Origin of the sequence: Candidatus Pelagibacter sp. (genome assembly GCF_052049935.1) — a bacterium.
Classification (GTDB): domain Bacteria; phylum Pseudomonadota; class Alphaproteobacteria; order Pelagibacterales; family Pelagibacteraceae; genus Pelagibacter.
In genome coordinates this window covers 1-16,343 of record NZ_JBNGZA010000003.1, presented here as the reverse complement: position 1 = coordinate 16,343, position 16,343 = coordinate 1, and the positions used below count along the sequence as shown (strand labels likewise).

15 protein-coding genes are annotated in these 16,343 nt (G+C 28.5%); 10 read left to right on the top strand and 5 right to left on the bottom strand.

Annotated elements, in window-relative coordinates:
* Position 1: 1 nt before the first annotated feature.
* The gene (locus tag ACTT90_RS01935) at positions 2–1,441 is read right to left on the bottom strand and encodes a TrkH family potassium uptake protein (RefSeq protein WP_440937185.1); all 1,440 of its coding nucleotides are present in this window, start codon (positions 1,439–1,441) and stop codon (positions 2–4) included.
* 88 nt (positions 1,442–1,529) lie between these two features.
* Here ACTT90_RS01935 and ACTT90_RS01930 point away from each other — a divergent pair, with 88 nt between their 5' ends.
* Genes ACTT90_RS01930 through ACTT90_RS01915 form a run of 4 tightly spaced genes read left to right on the top strand, consistent with a single transcriptional unit; the run spans position 1,530 to position 5,070 of the window.
* Entirely contained in the window at positions 1,530–3,092 is a 1,563-nt protein-coding gene (locus ACTT90_RS01930; protein ID WP_440937184.1) for a lysine--tRNA ligase, read from the top strand.
* Complete coding sequence (locus tag ACTT90_RS01925; RefSeq protein ID WP_440937183.1) at positions 3,092–4,138, top strand: quinone-dependent dihydroorotate dehydrogenase; 1,047 nt, start codon at positions 3,092–3,094, stop codon at positions 4,136–4,138. Before ACTT90_RS01930 ends, ACTT90_RS01925 begins: the two co-directional genes overlap by 1 nt.
* Positions 4,139–4,198: 60 nt before the next feature.
* Positions 4,199–4,516 (top strand): 50S ribosomal protein L28, encoded by a 318-nt coding sequence (gene rpmB / locus ACTT90_RS01920; RefSeq protein ID WP_440937182.1) that lies wholly within the window; start codon positions 4,199–4,201, stop codon positions 4,514–4,516.
* Positions 4,516–5,070: a queuosine precursor transporter gene (locus ACTT90_RS01915; RefSeq protein WP_440937181.1), complete on the top strand. Its 555-nt coding sequence runs from the start codon at positions 4,516–4,518 to the stop codon at positions 5,068–5,070. Before rpmB ends, ACTT90_RS01915 begins: the two co-directional genes overlap by 1 nt.
* Here the strand turns inward: ACTT90_RS01915 and speB are convergent.
* The 3 genes from speB to ACTT90_RS01900 are packed head-to-tail and all read right to left on the bottom strand — an operon-like array spanning position 5,067 to position 8,171.
* Complete coding sequence (gene speB, locus ACTT90_RS01910) at positions 5,067–5,942, bottom strand: agmatinase (protein ID WP_440937300.1); 876 nt, start codon at positions 5,940–5,942, stop codon at positions 5,067–5,069. The two genes, ACTT90_RS01915 and speB, sit on opposite strands and share 4 nt — an antisense overlap.
* Before the next feature lies 1 nt (position 5,943).
* Positions 5,944–6,987 (bottom strand): 1,9-bis(guanidino)-5-aza-nonane synthase, encoded by a 1,044-nt coding sequence (locus ACTT90_RS01905; RefSeq protein WP_440937180.1) that lies wholly within the window; start codon positions 6,985–6,987, stop codon positions 5,944–5,946.
* Entirely contained in the window at positions 6,987–8,171 is a 1,185-nt protein-coding gene (locus ACTT90_RS01900) for a type III PLP-dependent enzyme (RefSeq protein WP_440937179.1), read from the bottom strand. The genes ACTT90_RS01905 and ACTT90_RS01900 overlap by 1 nt, the downstream gene beginning before the upstream one ends.
* A 150-nt stretch (positions 8,172–8,321) precedes the next feature.
* On the opposite strand from ACTT90_RS01900, the gene ACTT90_RS01895 reads away from it, so the two are divergent.
* Positions 8,322–8,885, top strand: coding sequence for an ActR/PrrA/RegA family redox response regulator transcription factor (locus tag ACTT90_RS01895; protein WP_440937178.1), 564 nt, complete (start codon positions 8,322–8,324; stop codon positions 8,883–8,885).
* On the opposite strand, the gene ACTT90_RS01890 is transcribed toward ACTT90_RS01895, so the two are convergent.
* On the bottom strand, positions 8,878–9,429 hold the full coding sequence (locus ACTT90_RS01890; protein ID WP_440937177.1) for a biotin transporter BioY: 552 nt from the start codon (positions 9,427–9,429) through the stop codon (positions 8,878–8,880). The genes ACTT90_RS01895 and ACTT90_RS01890 overlap by 8 nt on opposite strands.
* Before the next feature lie 106 nt (positions 9,430–9,535).
* Here ACTT90_RS01890 and polA point away from each other — a divergent pair, with 106 nt between their 5' ends.
* The 5 genes from polA to tsaE form a co-directional block, all read left to right on the top strand.
* Positions 9,536–12,307 (top strand): DNA polymerase I, encoded by a 2,772-nt coding sequence (polA, locus tag ACTT90_RS01885; protein WP_440937176.1) that lies wholly within the window; start codon positions 9,536–9,538, stop codon positions 12,305–12,307.
* A 49-nt stretch (positions 12,308–12,356) separates the two neighbouring features.
* Positions 12,357–13,064, top strand: coding sequence for a response regulator transcription factor (locus tag ACTT90_RS01880; RefSeq protein ID WP_440937175.1), 708 nt, complete (start codon positions 12,357–12,359; stop codon positions 13,062–13,064).
* Entirely contained in the window at positions 13,064–14,605 is a 1,542-nt protein-coding gene (locus ACTT90_RS01875; protein ID WP_440937174.1) for an ATP-binding protein, read from the top strand. Before ACTT90_RS01880 ends, ACTT90_RS01875 begins: the two co-directional genes overlap by 1 nt.
* Positions 14,606–14,647: 42 nt before the next feature.
* A complete protein-coding gene (gene ahcY, locus ACTT90_RS01870) occupies positions 14,648–15,934 on the top strand; it encodes an adenosylhomocysteinase (protein ID WP_440937173.1) in 1,287 nt (428 codons plus the stop codon).
* Positions 15,918–16,343 (top strand): tRNA (adenosine(37)-N6)-threonylcarbamoyltransferase complex ATPase subunit type 1 TsaE (gene tsaE, locus ACTT90_RS01865; protein WP_440937172.1); only part of this gene is annotated, 426 nt, incomplete at its 3' end. The genes ahcY and tsaE, both read left to right, overlap by 17 nt.

Below are 16,343 nucleotides of genomic sequence, written 5' to 3'. Positions count from 1 at the left end.
TTTAGTTTCTCCAAAACGCTGGTACAAATAATACCAAAATAGCAAATAATTCCAACCTTCCTAAAATCATACCAACAGTAAGTATCCATTTGGATACATCTGGCAGGGTTGAAAAGTTTCCATTAGGGCCGATAGTTGAACCTAAACCAGGCCCAACATTAGAGATAGATGTTGCTGCACCTGAAATTGATGTTATGAAATCTAAGCCTGATAAAGATAATAATGCAGATAGTCCAAAGAAAATTATAAAATAAAAAAAAATGAATGAAATTATTGATGCAATAAATTTCTCATTAATTGAATTTTGAGCATATTTTATTACAAAAATTCCTTTAGGGTAAATCATTTTTTTTAATTGATTTACTATAAAAAGATATAAAATTTGAAATCTAAAAACTTTTACTCCACAAGTAGTTGATCCTGCACATCCTCCAATAAACATTAAACTTAAAAAAAGAACAATTGTAAAGCTTCCCCAATTATCAAATTGATCATTTACATATCCTGTGCCTGAAATAATTGAGATTACATTAAAGAAAATTGATCTTAAGTTAAATTTATCAATTTCAGTAAAACTTAAATACAGACCAAGAATAATAATTGAAAATAAAATAATTTTCAAAAAGGTAATAATTTGACTATCTGATTTAAAAATTTGACGATCTCCATTAAGAAACCTAATATATGCAATAAATGGTAAGCTTCCTAAAATAATAAATATCATAGATACAATCTCGATATATACATTATTAAAATACCCAATTGATTCATTATAATTTGAAAAACCTCCTGTAGCGATAGTGGTCATTGAGTGAGTTAAACTATCAAAATAACTCATACCGAATAATTTATAAAATATTGCACATAAAATTGTTAAAATTGAATATATATAGATTAACCTTAAAGCTATTTCTTTTGATTTTGGTAAAATTTTCTCAGAAGAGTCGTTACTAGATATTCTAAAAAGCTGCATACCTCCAACATTCATAATTGGCATTAAAGTAATTGCCATAACAATTATACCAATTCCACCAAGCCATTGTAAAATTGCTCGCCAAAATAAAATACTTCTAGGAGCTATTTCTAAATTTGAAATGATTGTTGAACCAGTTGTAGTAATTCCTGACATACTTTCAAAAAAAGAGTCTGTTATTGATAGATTCATTGAAGAAAGTAAAAAGGGTATCGAACCAAACACTGCAATGCTTAACCAAGATAAAGCAGTAAGTAAAAAAGCTTGTTGAAGATTTAATTTTTTATCATGATCTAAATTTGATAAAAAAAATAGAGAACCAAAGATAATTGTTACTATTGATGCGCCAATAAATGAAGAATCTAGTTCTGAAAATAAAATTTGTACAAAAACAGGTATGATCATCGATATACCCAGTATTATTTGTAAAATTCCTAAAGTAAAAAAAACAGTTTTATAATTACTCATTTTGAAAGAATCATATTTTATGGTAAATAAATTTCAACTCTATAAGAAATGGTAATTACTTCTTAAATAGTATTAATTAGAGAATTCAATGATTAATAAAGAAAATTTAGATAAAACAAATGCATGGCCAATTGTTGAGGCAAAAAAAATGCTTAGAGAACGAAAGGCATTAATAGAAAAAAAAGGCAAAATAACTCTTCAAACTGGATATGGTCCTAGTGGACTTCCTCATATTGGAACTTTTGGAGAAGTTGCAAGAACTTCAATGATGGTAAATGCTTTAAAACAATTAACAGATTTACCAACAGAGATTATCACCTTCTCTGATGATATGGATGGTCTAAGAAAAGTTCCAGAAAATGTTCCAAACCAAAATTTATTAAAAGAAAATTTGAATAAGCCATTAACACAAGTGCCAGATCCTTTTGAAAAGTTTCAAAGTTTTGGGGAACATAATAACGAAAAACTCAAAACATTTTTGGATAGCTTTAAATTCAATTATTCTTTTAAAAGTTCTACGTCACTTTATAAGTCAGGCCATTTCAATAATACTTTGAAACTTATTCTTGAAAATTACGATGGTATTATGAATATTATTTTACCAACTCTTGGTAAAGAGAGACAAAAAACATATAGTCCTTTTTTACCTATCTGCCCTAAAACAGGAAAAGTTTTAGAAATACCTGTATTAGAGTTTGATAATAAAAATTCTACGATCATTTTTGATAATAATGGTGAAAAACTTGAAACATCAATATTAGATGGTGCTTGTAAGCTTCAATGGAAAGTAGATTGGGCAATGAGGTGGTATGCTCTAGATATTGACTTTGAGATGTATGGTAAAGATTTAATTGAGAGTGCTATTTTATCTACAAAAATAATCAAACTTTTGGGTAAAAAAAATCCTTCAGGTTTTGCATATGAATTATTTTTAGATGAAAAAGGTGAAAAAATTTCAAAATCTAAGGGAAATGGAATTACCATTGAACAATGGTTAGATTACGCATCACCAGAAAGTCTTTCATTGTATATGTATCAAAATCCAAAAAGAGCTAAAAAACTTTATAAAGAAATTGTTCCAAAAGCAGTTGATGAGTATTTAGATTTTATTGAAAAAGCAAAGACTCAAAACGAGCTACAAACTTTAATGAATCCCGTTTGGCATGTTCATAATGGAAAGATACCAAAAGAAAATATGATTATGTCATTTTCAATGTTATTAAACTTAGTAGAGACAAGTAATGCAGACTCTAAAGAATTGTTGTGGAAGTTTGTAAAAAAATACAAAAAAGATATAGATGAAAAAAATCATCCTATATTTGACAAACTTGTAAGTTATGCAATTAAATATTTTAACGATGTAATTAAATCACAAAAAAAATATAAAAAACCTGATGAAAAAGAATTAATTGCTTTGAGAGCTTTAATTGAAAAACTTGAGAAATGTGATGACAGTATGAAACCGGAAGATATTCAAACAGAAATTTATACTGCTGGAAAAGAAAACGGTTATGCTGAAAATTTAAGAGATTGGTTCAAACTAATTTATGAAGTTGTATTTGGAGATGAAAATGGACCAAGAATGGGATTTTTTATAAGTTTTTTTGGTGTAAATGAAACTAAAGAACTTATAAAAAGTAAGTTAGAATAATGTTTTCAAATTTTAGATCTTTACTATTCAAATTAGATCCAGAAACAGCCCATAATTTAGCAATCAAAAGTTTAAAACTAAACATTGTTCCTGATATTTTTGATAATAATTTAAGTGACAGTTTATTTACTACAAAATTATTTAACAAAGAAATACCCAATCCAATAGGAATGGCTGCTGGATTTGATAAAAATGCTGAGGTTTATAATTCTTTATTTAAATTAGGGTTTGGTTTTGTAGAGGTTGGCACAATTACTCCTCTTCCTCAATATGGTAATCCAAAACCGAGAGTTTTTAGACTTGTAGAAGATGAGGCGCTAATAAATAGACTAGGATTTAACAACAAAGGATCAAAGAGTGCATTAGGTAGAATTGAAAATAATCCAAAAAGAGGGATTCTAGGAATAAATATAGGACCCAATAAAGATACCCAAGATAGGCTTAATGATTATCTTATTAACTTTGAAACATTCCATGAATACGCAGATTACATAACAATAAATATATCTTCACCTAACACGGAAAATCTAAGAAATTTTCATGATCAAACTAAACTAAAGGAGTTGTTGGAAAAAATTAATTTAAGAAAAAAAGAATTAAATTCTAAGACACCAATAGTTGTCAAAATTTCTCCAGATATCATTGATAAACAAATAAACGAAATTTCACAAATTCTTTTAGAAAATAAAATTAATGCTGCAATAATTTCAAATACTTCAGACTCTACAAGAGAAAACTTAAATGATATTCAAAAACATCAAAAAGGTGGATTATCTGGAAAACCAATTGAAGTTAAATCAAATATAGTAATTAAAAAATTTTATGAATTATTCAAAGGTGAAATAAAAATTATCGGTGTAGGAGGGGTTGATTCAGGGAAAAGTGCATTTGAAAAATTCCTTTCAGGTGCTGACTATATTCAGCTTTACACAGGTATGGTTTATCAAGGACCAAATATTGTAAGTAAAATAAAAAATGAGTTAAAAGAAATACTTATAAAAGAGGGAGTTAAAAATTATTCGGAAATTGTTGGAAATCATTCATAATTTACGTTGTATTAAACTTGACGCATGAAAGATCTCCCCTTATATAGTGCCGTAAATATTATGTCTAAAAAATGTGAATTAACTGGCAAAATCCCAATGAAAGGTCAGAATGTTAGTCACGCTAACAATAAGACTAAAAGAAGATTTTTACCTAATTTAAAAAAAGTTAAATTTACTAGCGAGTTACTAAAAAGAAGTTTAAAAATAACAGTGAGTAACGCTGGGGTAAGAACCGTCGATAAAAAAGGAAGTTTTGATGAATTTCTAAAAACAGTTAAAAATAAAAACTTATCACCGAGATTAAAAAAACTTAAAAAAAGCATTCTAATTAAATCACCCTACGTAAAAAAAGCTACCTCATCATCTAAATCAGCTTAATGAACAGACCATTTATATTACTCTCATTTCTTATGGGGGTTATTGTTCTTATATCAAATTATTTAGTTCAATTTCCGGTAAATAAATTTGGCTTAGAAAACATACTTACTTACGGTGCTTTCAGTTATCCCATTGCTTTTTTAATTACCGATCTTGCAAATAGAGTTTATGGAAAAAATGGTGCTAAAAAAATTGTTTATTTTGGTTTTTCAATAGGAATTTTATTTACATTAATTTTTTCTACAAATTTTGGTGATTTAATTTCAATTCGAATAGCAATCGGTTCTGGAACAGCATTTATAGTTGCTCAATTATTAGATGTACAAATTTTTGATAAATTTAGGAAAAAAAATTGGTTTATCGCTCCATTAGTTTCATCAATTATTGGTTCGGTTGTAGATACTTTTCTATTTTTCTCTATTTCATTTTTTGGAACAGGAATACCATGGTTTACTTTAGCTTTGGGAGATTTGACTGTAAAAATATTTGTAGCGTTAGTAATGCTAATCCCATTTAGATTATTATTTAATATTCTAAAACCTGCTAAAGTTTAGTAGAAAAATTTATAAGACAATATTTTATAAGCTAATTTAGCTACCAAAAAATTATAAGAATCAAAACCTTTTATTGGTGCCAACTCATTAATATCAGCACCAACTATATTAGAATTTTTTGCTGCTATTCTTATGATATTTAAAGTTTCATCCCAAAGTAAACCACCTGGTTCAGGAGTACCAGTAGCAGGCATAATACTCGAGTCTAGACCATCCACGTCAAATGTAAGATAAACAGTTTTGTTTTTAATTAATTTCTTAAATTTTTTTAGATCCCATCTTGACTTATCTTTTGCCCAAAAAATATTTATTCTAGATTTATTTTTTTTCAAAAAAGGTATTTCACTCTCAGAAATATTACGAATTCCGAATGATATGATAGATACATTTTTATGATCTAAACAACGTCTGATAGCTGATGCGTGAGAAAATTTTTCTCCATTATAGCTATCTCGAAGATCAGCATGAGCATCAAAATGTAACAAACAAATATTTTTATATTTTTTAACAAATGGATCAATACACCCAGGAGTAATAGAATGCTCACCGCCAAAGGTCATAGGAAAAAGTTTTTTATCTAAAATTTCCTTATTAACATTAGCCATTTTTTTTAAGGCTTTATTTATATTTTTATCAATTTTAAACGTCTCCAAGGTTTTGATGCCTATTTTTTTGTAGGGCTCACAATTAAGCTCTTCATCATAAAGCTCAACTTGATGAGATGCTTTAATAATTTCTTTTGGACCATTTTTAGTGCCACCACCATAGCTCACAGTTTTTTCAAGTCCAAATGGGACTATAACTACTTTTTCTTTGAAATTGAATTTATTATCAACTCCAAGAAATCCTTTTTTGTTTGAAAGATATTTCAATTTAATTAAATATTTTTGAGAAATTTTTTCTTTCTCTATTTTTCCATTCACCCTTATGATAAGCATCGCTTGCTATCAAAGGTAAAACGCTAGTTGCTTCAGCAAAAACCATTTGTTCTTGTGTAACATCTACTTTGCCCCATGAACTAGCTTCCTTTAAGGTAGAGCTACTACATGCTCCATCTCTAGAGTCAGCAACTGTTATTTGAACAGCATATTTATGCATCTCAACCTCTTTTCCAAGTAGCTCAGCACAAATTACAGTATCTTGAATAAAGTTTTTAGGCACACCTCCACCAATCATAAAAAGCCCTGAACCTTTAGATCTTATTTTTATTTCAGTCAGTTCTCTAAATTCACGAATTGAGTCTATTGTCATATGTTTTTTTGGATTATTCTCTTGATGCATAACTAAACCAAAGCCAGCACTAGAGTCTGTAAATGCAGGACAAAAAATTGGAACATTATTGTCATATGCAGTTTCGATCAATGAATCTTTTTTAATTGAATTTTCTTTTAAGTATTTTCCCATTTCCCAAATAAATTCTCTTGATGTATAACTTCTTGGTTCTAAAGAGTCTGCAATTTCACATATTTTTTTATCACACATCTGAAGTTCATCCTCATCAATGTATGTATCATAAATTCTATCTATGTAGTTTTTCCTTAGTTCTGTATCATCTTGAAATTGTGAACCTTGATAATGTTTAAAGCCTAAAGCTTCAAAAAAATCCATATCTATGATTGAAGCTCCAGTTGCAACAATTGCATCGACCATATTATATTTCACTAAATCTTTATAAATATTCATACATCCTGCTGCAGATGTAGATCCAGCAAGAGTTAAAAAAATTGTACAATCTTTATCTTTTAACATTTCATTATAAATATTAGCGGCATTTGCAGTTTCTCTAGAAACAAAAGACATCTTTTCCATTGAAGAAATTATTTTTCTAGAATCAAACGATGTAATATCAATATGTTCTACAGGATTTTTTAAGAAATCTTTTTTACTGTTGTGTCCTAACGGCTTATTATCTGACATTAGGCAACTAATATACCTTGGTTACCACTTTTCTCAAACATGCTCATTATTGGTTTATCTTCCACTTCATAAATTAAATCTGAGTAGAAACCGTTGAATTGTGTTCTAAATGTTAAACCGTAAGCACCTAATTGTCCTAATTCAATATAATCATTCTCTTTTATGTTATTTGGTAAAAGGAAAGGTCCTTTCATGTAATCCATACTATCACAAGTAGGACCATAAAAATCGAAAGCAGTTAATTTTTTTGAAATAATTTTATTTGATTGATCTTTAATCATCTTAGATGGATAAACAATATTTGGAGTACCAGCATCAAACAATGTTCCATAAGTTCCATCATTAATGTAAAGTTTTTGTTTCTTTCTTAAGTTTATTCTTACAATTGTTGAACCACTTTCAGCAACCAGTGCTCTTCCAGGCTCACAGATAATTTCTGGTAATTTTTCAAGTTTTAAATTAGTTAATCCTTTTTTTATCTCTTCAAAATAACTATCTAAACTTTGAGGAATTAAATCAGGATAAATTGTTGGAAACCCACCACCTACATTAATATAGTCCGGTAGAATTTTAGTTTTTTTAATTATATTACCTATTTCTGAGATTCCCTTAGAGTATGAAATTGGATGCATACATTGTGACCCAACGTGAAAACTTATTCCTAGCTTAGCAGCATATTGTTTGGCCAACCTAACAAGACCAATTGCTTCAGAGCTAATGGCACCAAATTTTTTCGATAAATCTATTTCAGCATGTTCATTTGATACCGCAACTCTCACAAACAACTCTAAATCATTTGCGTTTTTAGTGCTTTCAATAATTTTTATTAATTCGTCTTTAGTGTCTAAAGAAAAAGTTTTAACTCCATATTGAAAATATGCTTTTTCAATGCTTTCTCTAGACTTAACTGTATGCATAAATGAGCATTTAATATTTTGATCTATACTTTTAATGTTTTTTATTTCATCTATTGAGGCCACATCAAATTGATCAATTCCACTCTCAATGATAGTTTTTAAAACCTCAGGGTGAGGATTAGTTTTGACTGCAAATAGAATTTTACCTGGGAATTTATCTATAAAAAATTTTGAAGCAATTTTTATTGATTCTCTCCTGATACAGTAAACAGGCTGTTCAGGCTGCAGTTGATTTATAAGCTCTTCAACTGATTTAAATTTTTGCATTTCATATGCCTCCAAAAAAAATTTAATAAAAAAAAGCTTTAAATTAATAAAACTTTCACATTTAACGTGCAATTAGAGCAATATAGACTTGATGTAAAGCAAATAATTAAGTGTTGTAATCTGTAAATAAATCACCATATTATCCTAATTATGAAAGAACAAGCTGTACTTAAAAACATCAATGATTTTGAGAATAAATCGTTACTTTTAGTTGATGATGATAATCCTTTTAGAGAAAGACTTGCAAGAGCAATGGAAAAAAAAGGTTTTTCGGTTGTACAAGCTGAAGGTGTACAAAAAGGTATTGATACAGTTAAAACATCAAAACCAGGATTCGCTGTAGTTGATTTAAGACTGGGTGATGGAAATGGTTTAGATGTTGTAAAAGAAATTCAAAACTCTAATTCTGATAGTAGAGTTATCATGTTAACGGGTTATGGAAATATTCCAACTGCAGTAGCTGCAATTAAAGAAGGTGCTATAGATTATTTAGCTAAACCAGCAGATGCTGAAGACGTAGAAAAAGCTTTATTAGCTGATCCATCAAAAAGAGCAGCACCTCCAGAAAATCCTATGTCTGCTGATAGAGTAAAGTGGGAACATATTCATCGTGTATTTGAGTTATGTAACAGAAATGTTTCTGAGACAGCTAGAAGGCTAAAAATGCATAGAAGAACTCTTCAAAGAATTCTTTCAAAAAGATCTCCTAAATAAACTTTCTTAAATTAATTATTTTTTTTGAAATTATTACCAACAAAGCTAGCTTAAATATTTCTGCTAGTAAAAATGGATATACTCCAAACTCTAGTATTGGCTTATCCCATCCTATAAGTGTGCCTAGCCACAAAACACCTAAAATATAAATTGTTGATACAGATAATAACAGTTTAGAAATTACCTTTACTGTATTGTCATTAGAACTTATTGTTCCAGCAATTAGTGTTGCCGACAAGAAACCAATTAAATATCCCATTGTTGGACCAGTAAAGTAAACTAAACCCACACCTTTTTCAGGTGAGTTGGAAAAAACTGGTAATCCAGCAATACCTTCGAGTAAATATAAACTGACTGTTGCCAATCCTATTTTGTAACCAAATGATAAACCCAATAACATTACAACAAAGGTTTGCATCGTCATTGGTACTGGATAAAAAGGAATTTTGATTTTAGCTGATATAGTTAAAGCTAATGAACCAAGAATTATTATTAAAAAAGTTTTTACAATTGATGATTGATTTAAATTTTTAACAAGTTCCATTAGCTATTCTTACAGTTATTTTATTTAATAATCTACTTTTTTTAATATCCAAAAATTTAGAATTATATAGAATAATTCTAAAAAGAATCTTTAATACCATTATTTAATGAAAAAAAAATCTGAAGAACATTATTATTTAGTTGATGGTTCTGGATATATTTTTAGAGCCTATTATGCTTTGCCTCCGCTAACTAGAAAAAGTGATGGTCTTCCCACAGGAGCTGTAAGTGGTTTTTGCAGCATGTTATTTAAGTTGCTTGAAGATTCTAAATCAGATCAAAACTTACAAAAGCCCACTCATTTTGCTGTCATTTTTGACTCTGCTAGAAAAACATTTAGAAATGAAATTTACAGTGATTACAAAGCTAATAGATCAGAAGCTCCTGATGATTTAGCTCCTCAATTTGAATACATCAGAAAATCTGTTTTAGCTTTTAATCTTCCTTCTGTAGATTTAATCAACTATGAAGCAGATGATTTAATAGCTACTTATGTAGAACAAATATTAAAAAAAGGTTCAAAAGTTACAATTATATCTTCTGATAAAGATTTAATGCAGCTCTATAAAAAAGGAGTTCGAATTTACGATCCTATGAAAAATAAATTCGTATCAGAGGAAGATGTAAAAAATAAATTTGGTGTTGATGCTAGTAAAGTTATTGATGTACAATCACTTGCTGGAGATAGTAGTGATAACGTTCCAGGTGTACCTGGAATAGGAGTAAAAACAGCAGCAGAATTAATTAATAAATATGGAAATTTAGAAGAGTTACTAAAAAATGCTCATGAAATAAAACAAAATAAAAGACGTGAAACGTTAATAGAAAACAAAGATAAAGCGATAATCAGTAAAAAATTAGTTACACTAGACAACAAAGCGCCAGTAAAACAAAAATTAGAGGAATTTAAGCTTCAGGATATTGATAATGAAAAACTATACTCTTTTTTGAGAGAAATGGAGTTTAACAGACTCTTAAGCTCCGCAATATCTGCTTATGGGGAAGCTGGTTTTAAAAACGATAAATTTGATTCAATTCAAAAAAAAGATGACAAACCAATATCTAATAAAAATTATAAATTAATTACAAAATTAGACGAAATAGATAAACTTGTTGGCGAAGCTGAAGAAGCAGGTGAATTTGCGGTAGATACTGAAACAAATTCATTAGATCCACATCAAGCTGAACTAGTAGGTATATCAATTAGCACAAAAATTGGTAAGGCTAGTTATATTCCAATTAGTCATAAATTAAAAAGTTATTTTAAAAAAGATGATGTCTTAAAAAAGTTAAAGCCAATTTTGGAAGATAGTAGTATTAAAAAAATTGGTCAAAACATTAAATTTGATTTTATTATTTTCTACCATCAAGGAATTGTTCTTAATTCAATGGAAGATACTATGTTGATGTCATATGTTCTAGATGCTGGAAAGAATAGACACAACATGGATACTCTTTCAGAATTACATTTGGGTCATAAAACAATTTCATTTAAAGAAATAGTAGGAACTGGAAAAAAAGAAATTAATTTTAGTGAGGTTGAAATAGAAAAAGCTAAAGATTACGCAGCTGAAGATGCTGATATTACTTACAGACTTTATAAAAAATTTAATAAGAGTTTGAAGGTTGAAAAATTAGTTAATATTTATGAGAATTTTGAGAAACCTCTCATCAAGATCTTAGCTTTTATGGAAATTGAAGGAATTAAAATAGATAGTAAGTTTTTAAAGACTTTATCTACAAAATTTGAAAAAAAAATTATTAAGCTAGAAAAAGATATATTTAAAATTTCAAAAAAAGAATTCAATATTGCTTCTCCCAAGCAACTTGGAGAAATTATTTATAATGATTTGAAAATAGCAAATTTAAAAAAAACAAAGAAAGGTAGTTTTGCAACAAGTGCATCAGTCCTTGAGGATCTAGCATTTAAAGGACATGAATTTCCACAGCTAGTTCTTGATTGGAGACAAATATCAAAACTAAAAAATACTTATACAGATACTTTGCCTGAACATTTAAACAATAAAACAAAAAGAATTCATACCTCATTTTTACTAGCCGCAACAACCACTGGCCGCTTAGCTTCAAGTGATCCTAATTTACAGAATATTCCTATAAAAACAGAAGATGGAAGGGACATCAGGAAAGCTTTTATTGCAGATGAAAACAAAACTTTAATTTCTGCTGATTATAATCAAGTTGAAATGCGAATTTTAGCCGACTTAGCAGATGTAAAAGAGTTAAAAAAAGCTTTTAAAAATGATGTTGATATTCATTCATTAACAGCAAGTCAGATATTTAATGTCGATATCAAAAAGATAAATTCTGACCAAAGAAGAAAAGCTAAAGCTATAAATTTTGGAATTATTTATGGAATTTCTCAATATGGGTTGGCAAAACAAATTAATGTTTCAAACCATGAAGCTGAAGAATTTCTTAATGCATATTTTTTAAAGTTCCCAGAAATAAAAATTTACATGGATAATACTATAAAATTTTGTAGAAAAAGTGGTTATGTAAATAATATTTTTGGAAGAAGATCTCATTTCAACGCGATAAATGATAAAAATTATAATGTAAGAAATTTTCAAGAGAGAGCTGCAATTAATGCTCCTATCCAAGGATCTGCGTCAGAGATAATGAGATTAGCTATGATAAGATTAAATGAGAAATTATCTGAGACCAAATATAAAGATTGTAAAATACTCTTACAAATTCATGATGAATTAATTTTCGAAACACCCAAGAAAGATATAGAGAAAGTTTGCAAGTTAATTAGACAAGAAATGTCAAGCGTATCAGAAAGTGAGTTCCACTCATTTTCAACACCTTTAACTGTAGACGTAAATGTTGGTGATAATTGGGGCGTATTACATTAATTTTGTTATTTGCCCAAATTAGAACAATTTAGTATTTTTAAAAGATTATATGCAAAAACAAACTATTGCTCTTATAGATGATGATAGAAATATACTTACAAGCTTAAGTATAGCCTTGGAAAAAGAAGGTTTTAAGGTCCAAACCTATATTGATGGTGAGAGTGCTTTAATAGGATTAACAAGAACACCACCAGATTTGGCTGTGGTTGATATTAAAATGCCAAAAATGGATGGTGAAGAACTTTTAAAAAAACTTAGAAAAAAAACTTCTTTACCAGTTATCTTTTTAACTTCAAAAGATGATGAGATTGATGAATTATTAGGATTAAAACTTGGAGCTGATGATTTTATAAAAAAATCAGGTGGTTTTTCCATCAAGGTTCTTATTGAAAGAATAAGAGTTCAATTAAGAAAAAAGGACTCAAATATTACAATAGAGGAAAATAAAAGTATTATTTCACATGGTAAATTAAAATTGGATCCTTCACAATTAGAATGTGAATGGGATGGTAAACAACTTCCAGATAAACTTACAACAACAGAATTTTTGATTGTTAAAGAGTTAGCTAAAAGACCAGGAATTATTAAAGAGAGAGCGCAACTAATGGATATTGCTTATAGAGAAGATACTGACATTGAGGATCGAACAATCGATAGCCATGTAAAACGTATTAGGAAAAAGTTTAAGAAGGTTGATCCAGAATTTTCAGCTATAGAAACCAGATATGGTAGTGGCTATAGGTGGAATGTTGGTTAATGTTAAATAATGTAATAAAAAATTTATCAATTTTAAAAAAATTTTTATTCATCAATTTTTTATTTTTTTTAGTAATAGGAATACTAACAATATTTTATCTAAAAAATGTTCAACCAAATTTGATAAAAAAAAAGTCTGCTAATCACATTAACGTAATAAATAATACTATAGACAATATTTTAAGATTAGATGTAAATTTGAATAAAAGGGATATTCAAAAATTTTTAACATCAACACGTTTTCTATTTCAAAATCTAGATAGAGTAATATTTTTTGATAATGAACTTAATCTTATAGGAGATACGGATACTTTAGATTTAGATCCAAGAGCATTTTCTCAAAGGTTAAATATAATTGAATTTGAAGTATTAAGTGAAGAAAAAACTAAAGAAATAGTTGAAAAAAAAAATATTAATATAAATAAAAAAAACTCAATTTCTTTGAAGGATGTTCTTTTTATTTACATAGATTCAAGAAATTTTGGAAAACCATATACTTTTTCTGAGGAAACTTATGAACAATTTAAGTTAACGACAATTAAGAATATTAACAAAGATGGCAAAAATGTTGGGTATGTTGCAATTACAGAAAACGCTAATGATGTTAGAGCTGCAATACAAGAAAGAGAAACATTTATCATACGAACAGCAATAGTAGTTGCAGTTGTAATTTTGATTTTTTCATTTGTTTTGAATAGGTATTTTTTAAAGCCAATTCAAAATCTTGTTAGTTATACAAAAAATATTAAAGCAAAAAGAAAAGAAAAAACAAATATTGAGAATTTAAAAATAAGAAATGATGAATTAGGACTTTTGTCAAAGTCATTGGATGATATGACTTTAGAACTTCAAAAAAGAATCTCTAATGCAGAAAACTTTTCAACAGACTTGGTTCATGAAATTAGAAATCCTTTAGCGTCTTTGAAAAGTGCCTCAGAAATTTTACAAGATACAGATAATGGAGATCAAAGAGAAAAACTAGTTAATATTTTAAGTCATGATGTTGAAAGAATTGAAAGATTAATAACTGATTACTCGCAAATACTAAAAGATGAAGTTGCCTTAAGTAAAGAGAAGATGAAAAAAATTAATCTTGAACCAATAATAAAATCTGTTGTTGACGATTTTAATAATATCTATTCTGCAAAAAGAGGAATAAATATTTCCTTTAAAAATGATGGACATAAAGATTATTTAATTAATGGTATTGAAAATAGAATTGAGCAAATTATTGCAAATTTATTAGATAACTCTATTTCTTTTAGTGATGACAATACTAATATTTTTGTAGAATTGATCAAAAATAATCAAAATAACATTTCAATAAAAGTGATTGATGAAGGAAGAGGTTTTAAGGAAAAAGATACAAACAAAATATTTAAAAGATTTTATAGCAATAGACCTGACAAATTTGGAAAACATTCAGGTTTAGGACTAAATATTGTTAAAAATTTAGTAGATTTACACGATGCAACAATCACCGCTTCAAATAATCTTGATAAAAAAGGCGCTTCAATAGAAATAAATTTTATAAAAGCCTAATGATTGTTGATTATTTTTTATTTTGTTGTTAGAAGCCACGCCATGGATGATTTTAAAGTAAAAGATATTACAGAAGCAGAATTTGGTAGAAAAGAAATTCAAATAGCCGAAAGTGAAATGCCAGGATTAATGGCATTAAGAGAAGAATATAAAGGCAAGCAACCGCTTAAAGGAGCAAAGATTATAGGTTGTTTGCACATGACTATTCAAACAGCAGTGCTAATAGAAACTCTAGTGGATCTGGGAGCAGAAGTAAGATGGTCTTCATGTAATATTTTTTCAACACAAGATCATGCCGCTGCAGCCATCGCAAAAGCTGGAATTCCAGTTTATGCATGGAAAGGTGAAACAGAGGAAGAATATATCTGGTGTATTAAACAAACAATCGAAGGAAAAAAAGATTGGAAACCTAATATGTTACTCGACGATGGTGGTGATCTGACAGCTATGATGCATAAAGAGTACAAAGATTTATTGAAAGATATTAAAGGCGTTTCTGAAGAAACAACAACTGGAATAAAAGCATTAAACAAAATGGAAAAAGATAAAACTCTTATGGTTCCAGCAATTAATGTTAATGACTCTGTTACAAAATCTAAATTTGATAACCTTTACGGATGTAGAGAAAGTTTAGTTGATGGAATTAGAAGAGCTACAGATGTTATGATGTCCGGAAAAGTCGCAATAGTCGCAGGCTTTGGCGATGTTGGAAAAGGAAGTGCTGCATCATTAAGACAAAGTGGTGCAAGAGTTCTTGTTACAGAGGCAGATCCTATTTGTGCATTACAGGCAGCTATGGAAGGTTATGAAGTTGTTTTAATGGAAGAAGCAATAAGTAAAGCGGATATAGTGGTTACTGCGACTGGAAATAAAGACATAGTTACAGCAGACCATATGAGAGAAATGAAAGATAGAGCAGTTTTATGTAATATTGGTCACTTTGATAATGAAATACAAGTTGAGGCATTAAGAAATTATAAGTGGACAGAAGTAAAACCACAAGTTCATGAAATTGAATTACCAAGTAGAAAAAGAATTATCCTTTTAGCGGAAGGTAGATTAGTTAATTTAGGCTGCGCTACTGGTCATCCTAGTTTTGTAATGAGCGCATCATTTACAAACCAAGTAATAGCGCAAATAGAACTTTGGAATAATCATAAAAATTATGAAAATAAAGTTTACGTTTTGCCTAAACACTTGGATGAAAAAGTTGCAATGCTGCATTTAAAAAAAGTTGGAGCTAAATTAACTAAACTTTCTAAAGACCAAGCTGATTATATAAGTGTTGGTGTAGAAGGGCCGTTTAAACCAAATGCATATCGCTACTAATACTAGCAGTGGTAAAATAAATCTTTCTTCAGAAAAAATTACAGCAGAAGTTGCAAAAGAGTTTGCAAATATATTTGTTAATGGAGATATTGTATTCTTGATAGGAGAAATGGGAGTAGGTAAGACTTCTTTTGTAAGATATCTAATAAATGAATTTCAGAAAAAAAATAATTTAGATCTAACAGAAGTAACTAGTCCAACCTTTAATATTCTCAATGAATATCAAATTGAAGACATAAATATTAAGCACTATGATCTGTATAGGTTAAAAGAATTTAATGAAATTAATAATCTTGGTATTTTGGAGGATACTGAAAATTCTTTAATATTAATTGAATGGCCAACTCTTTTATTAGATAATCTAAATAATTTTATAAAGTTAAGTTTTAGTTATTCTAAAGATTATTTA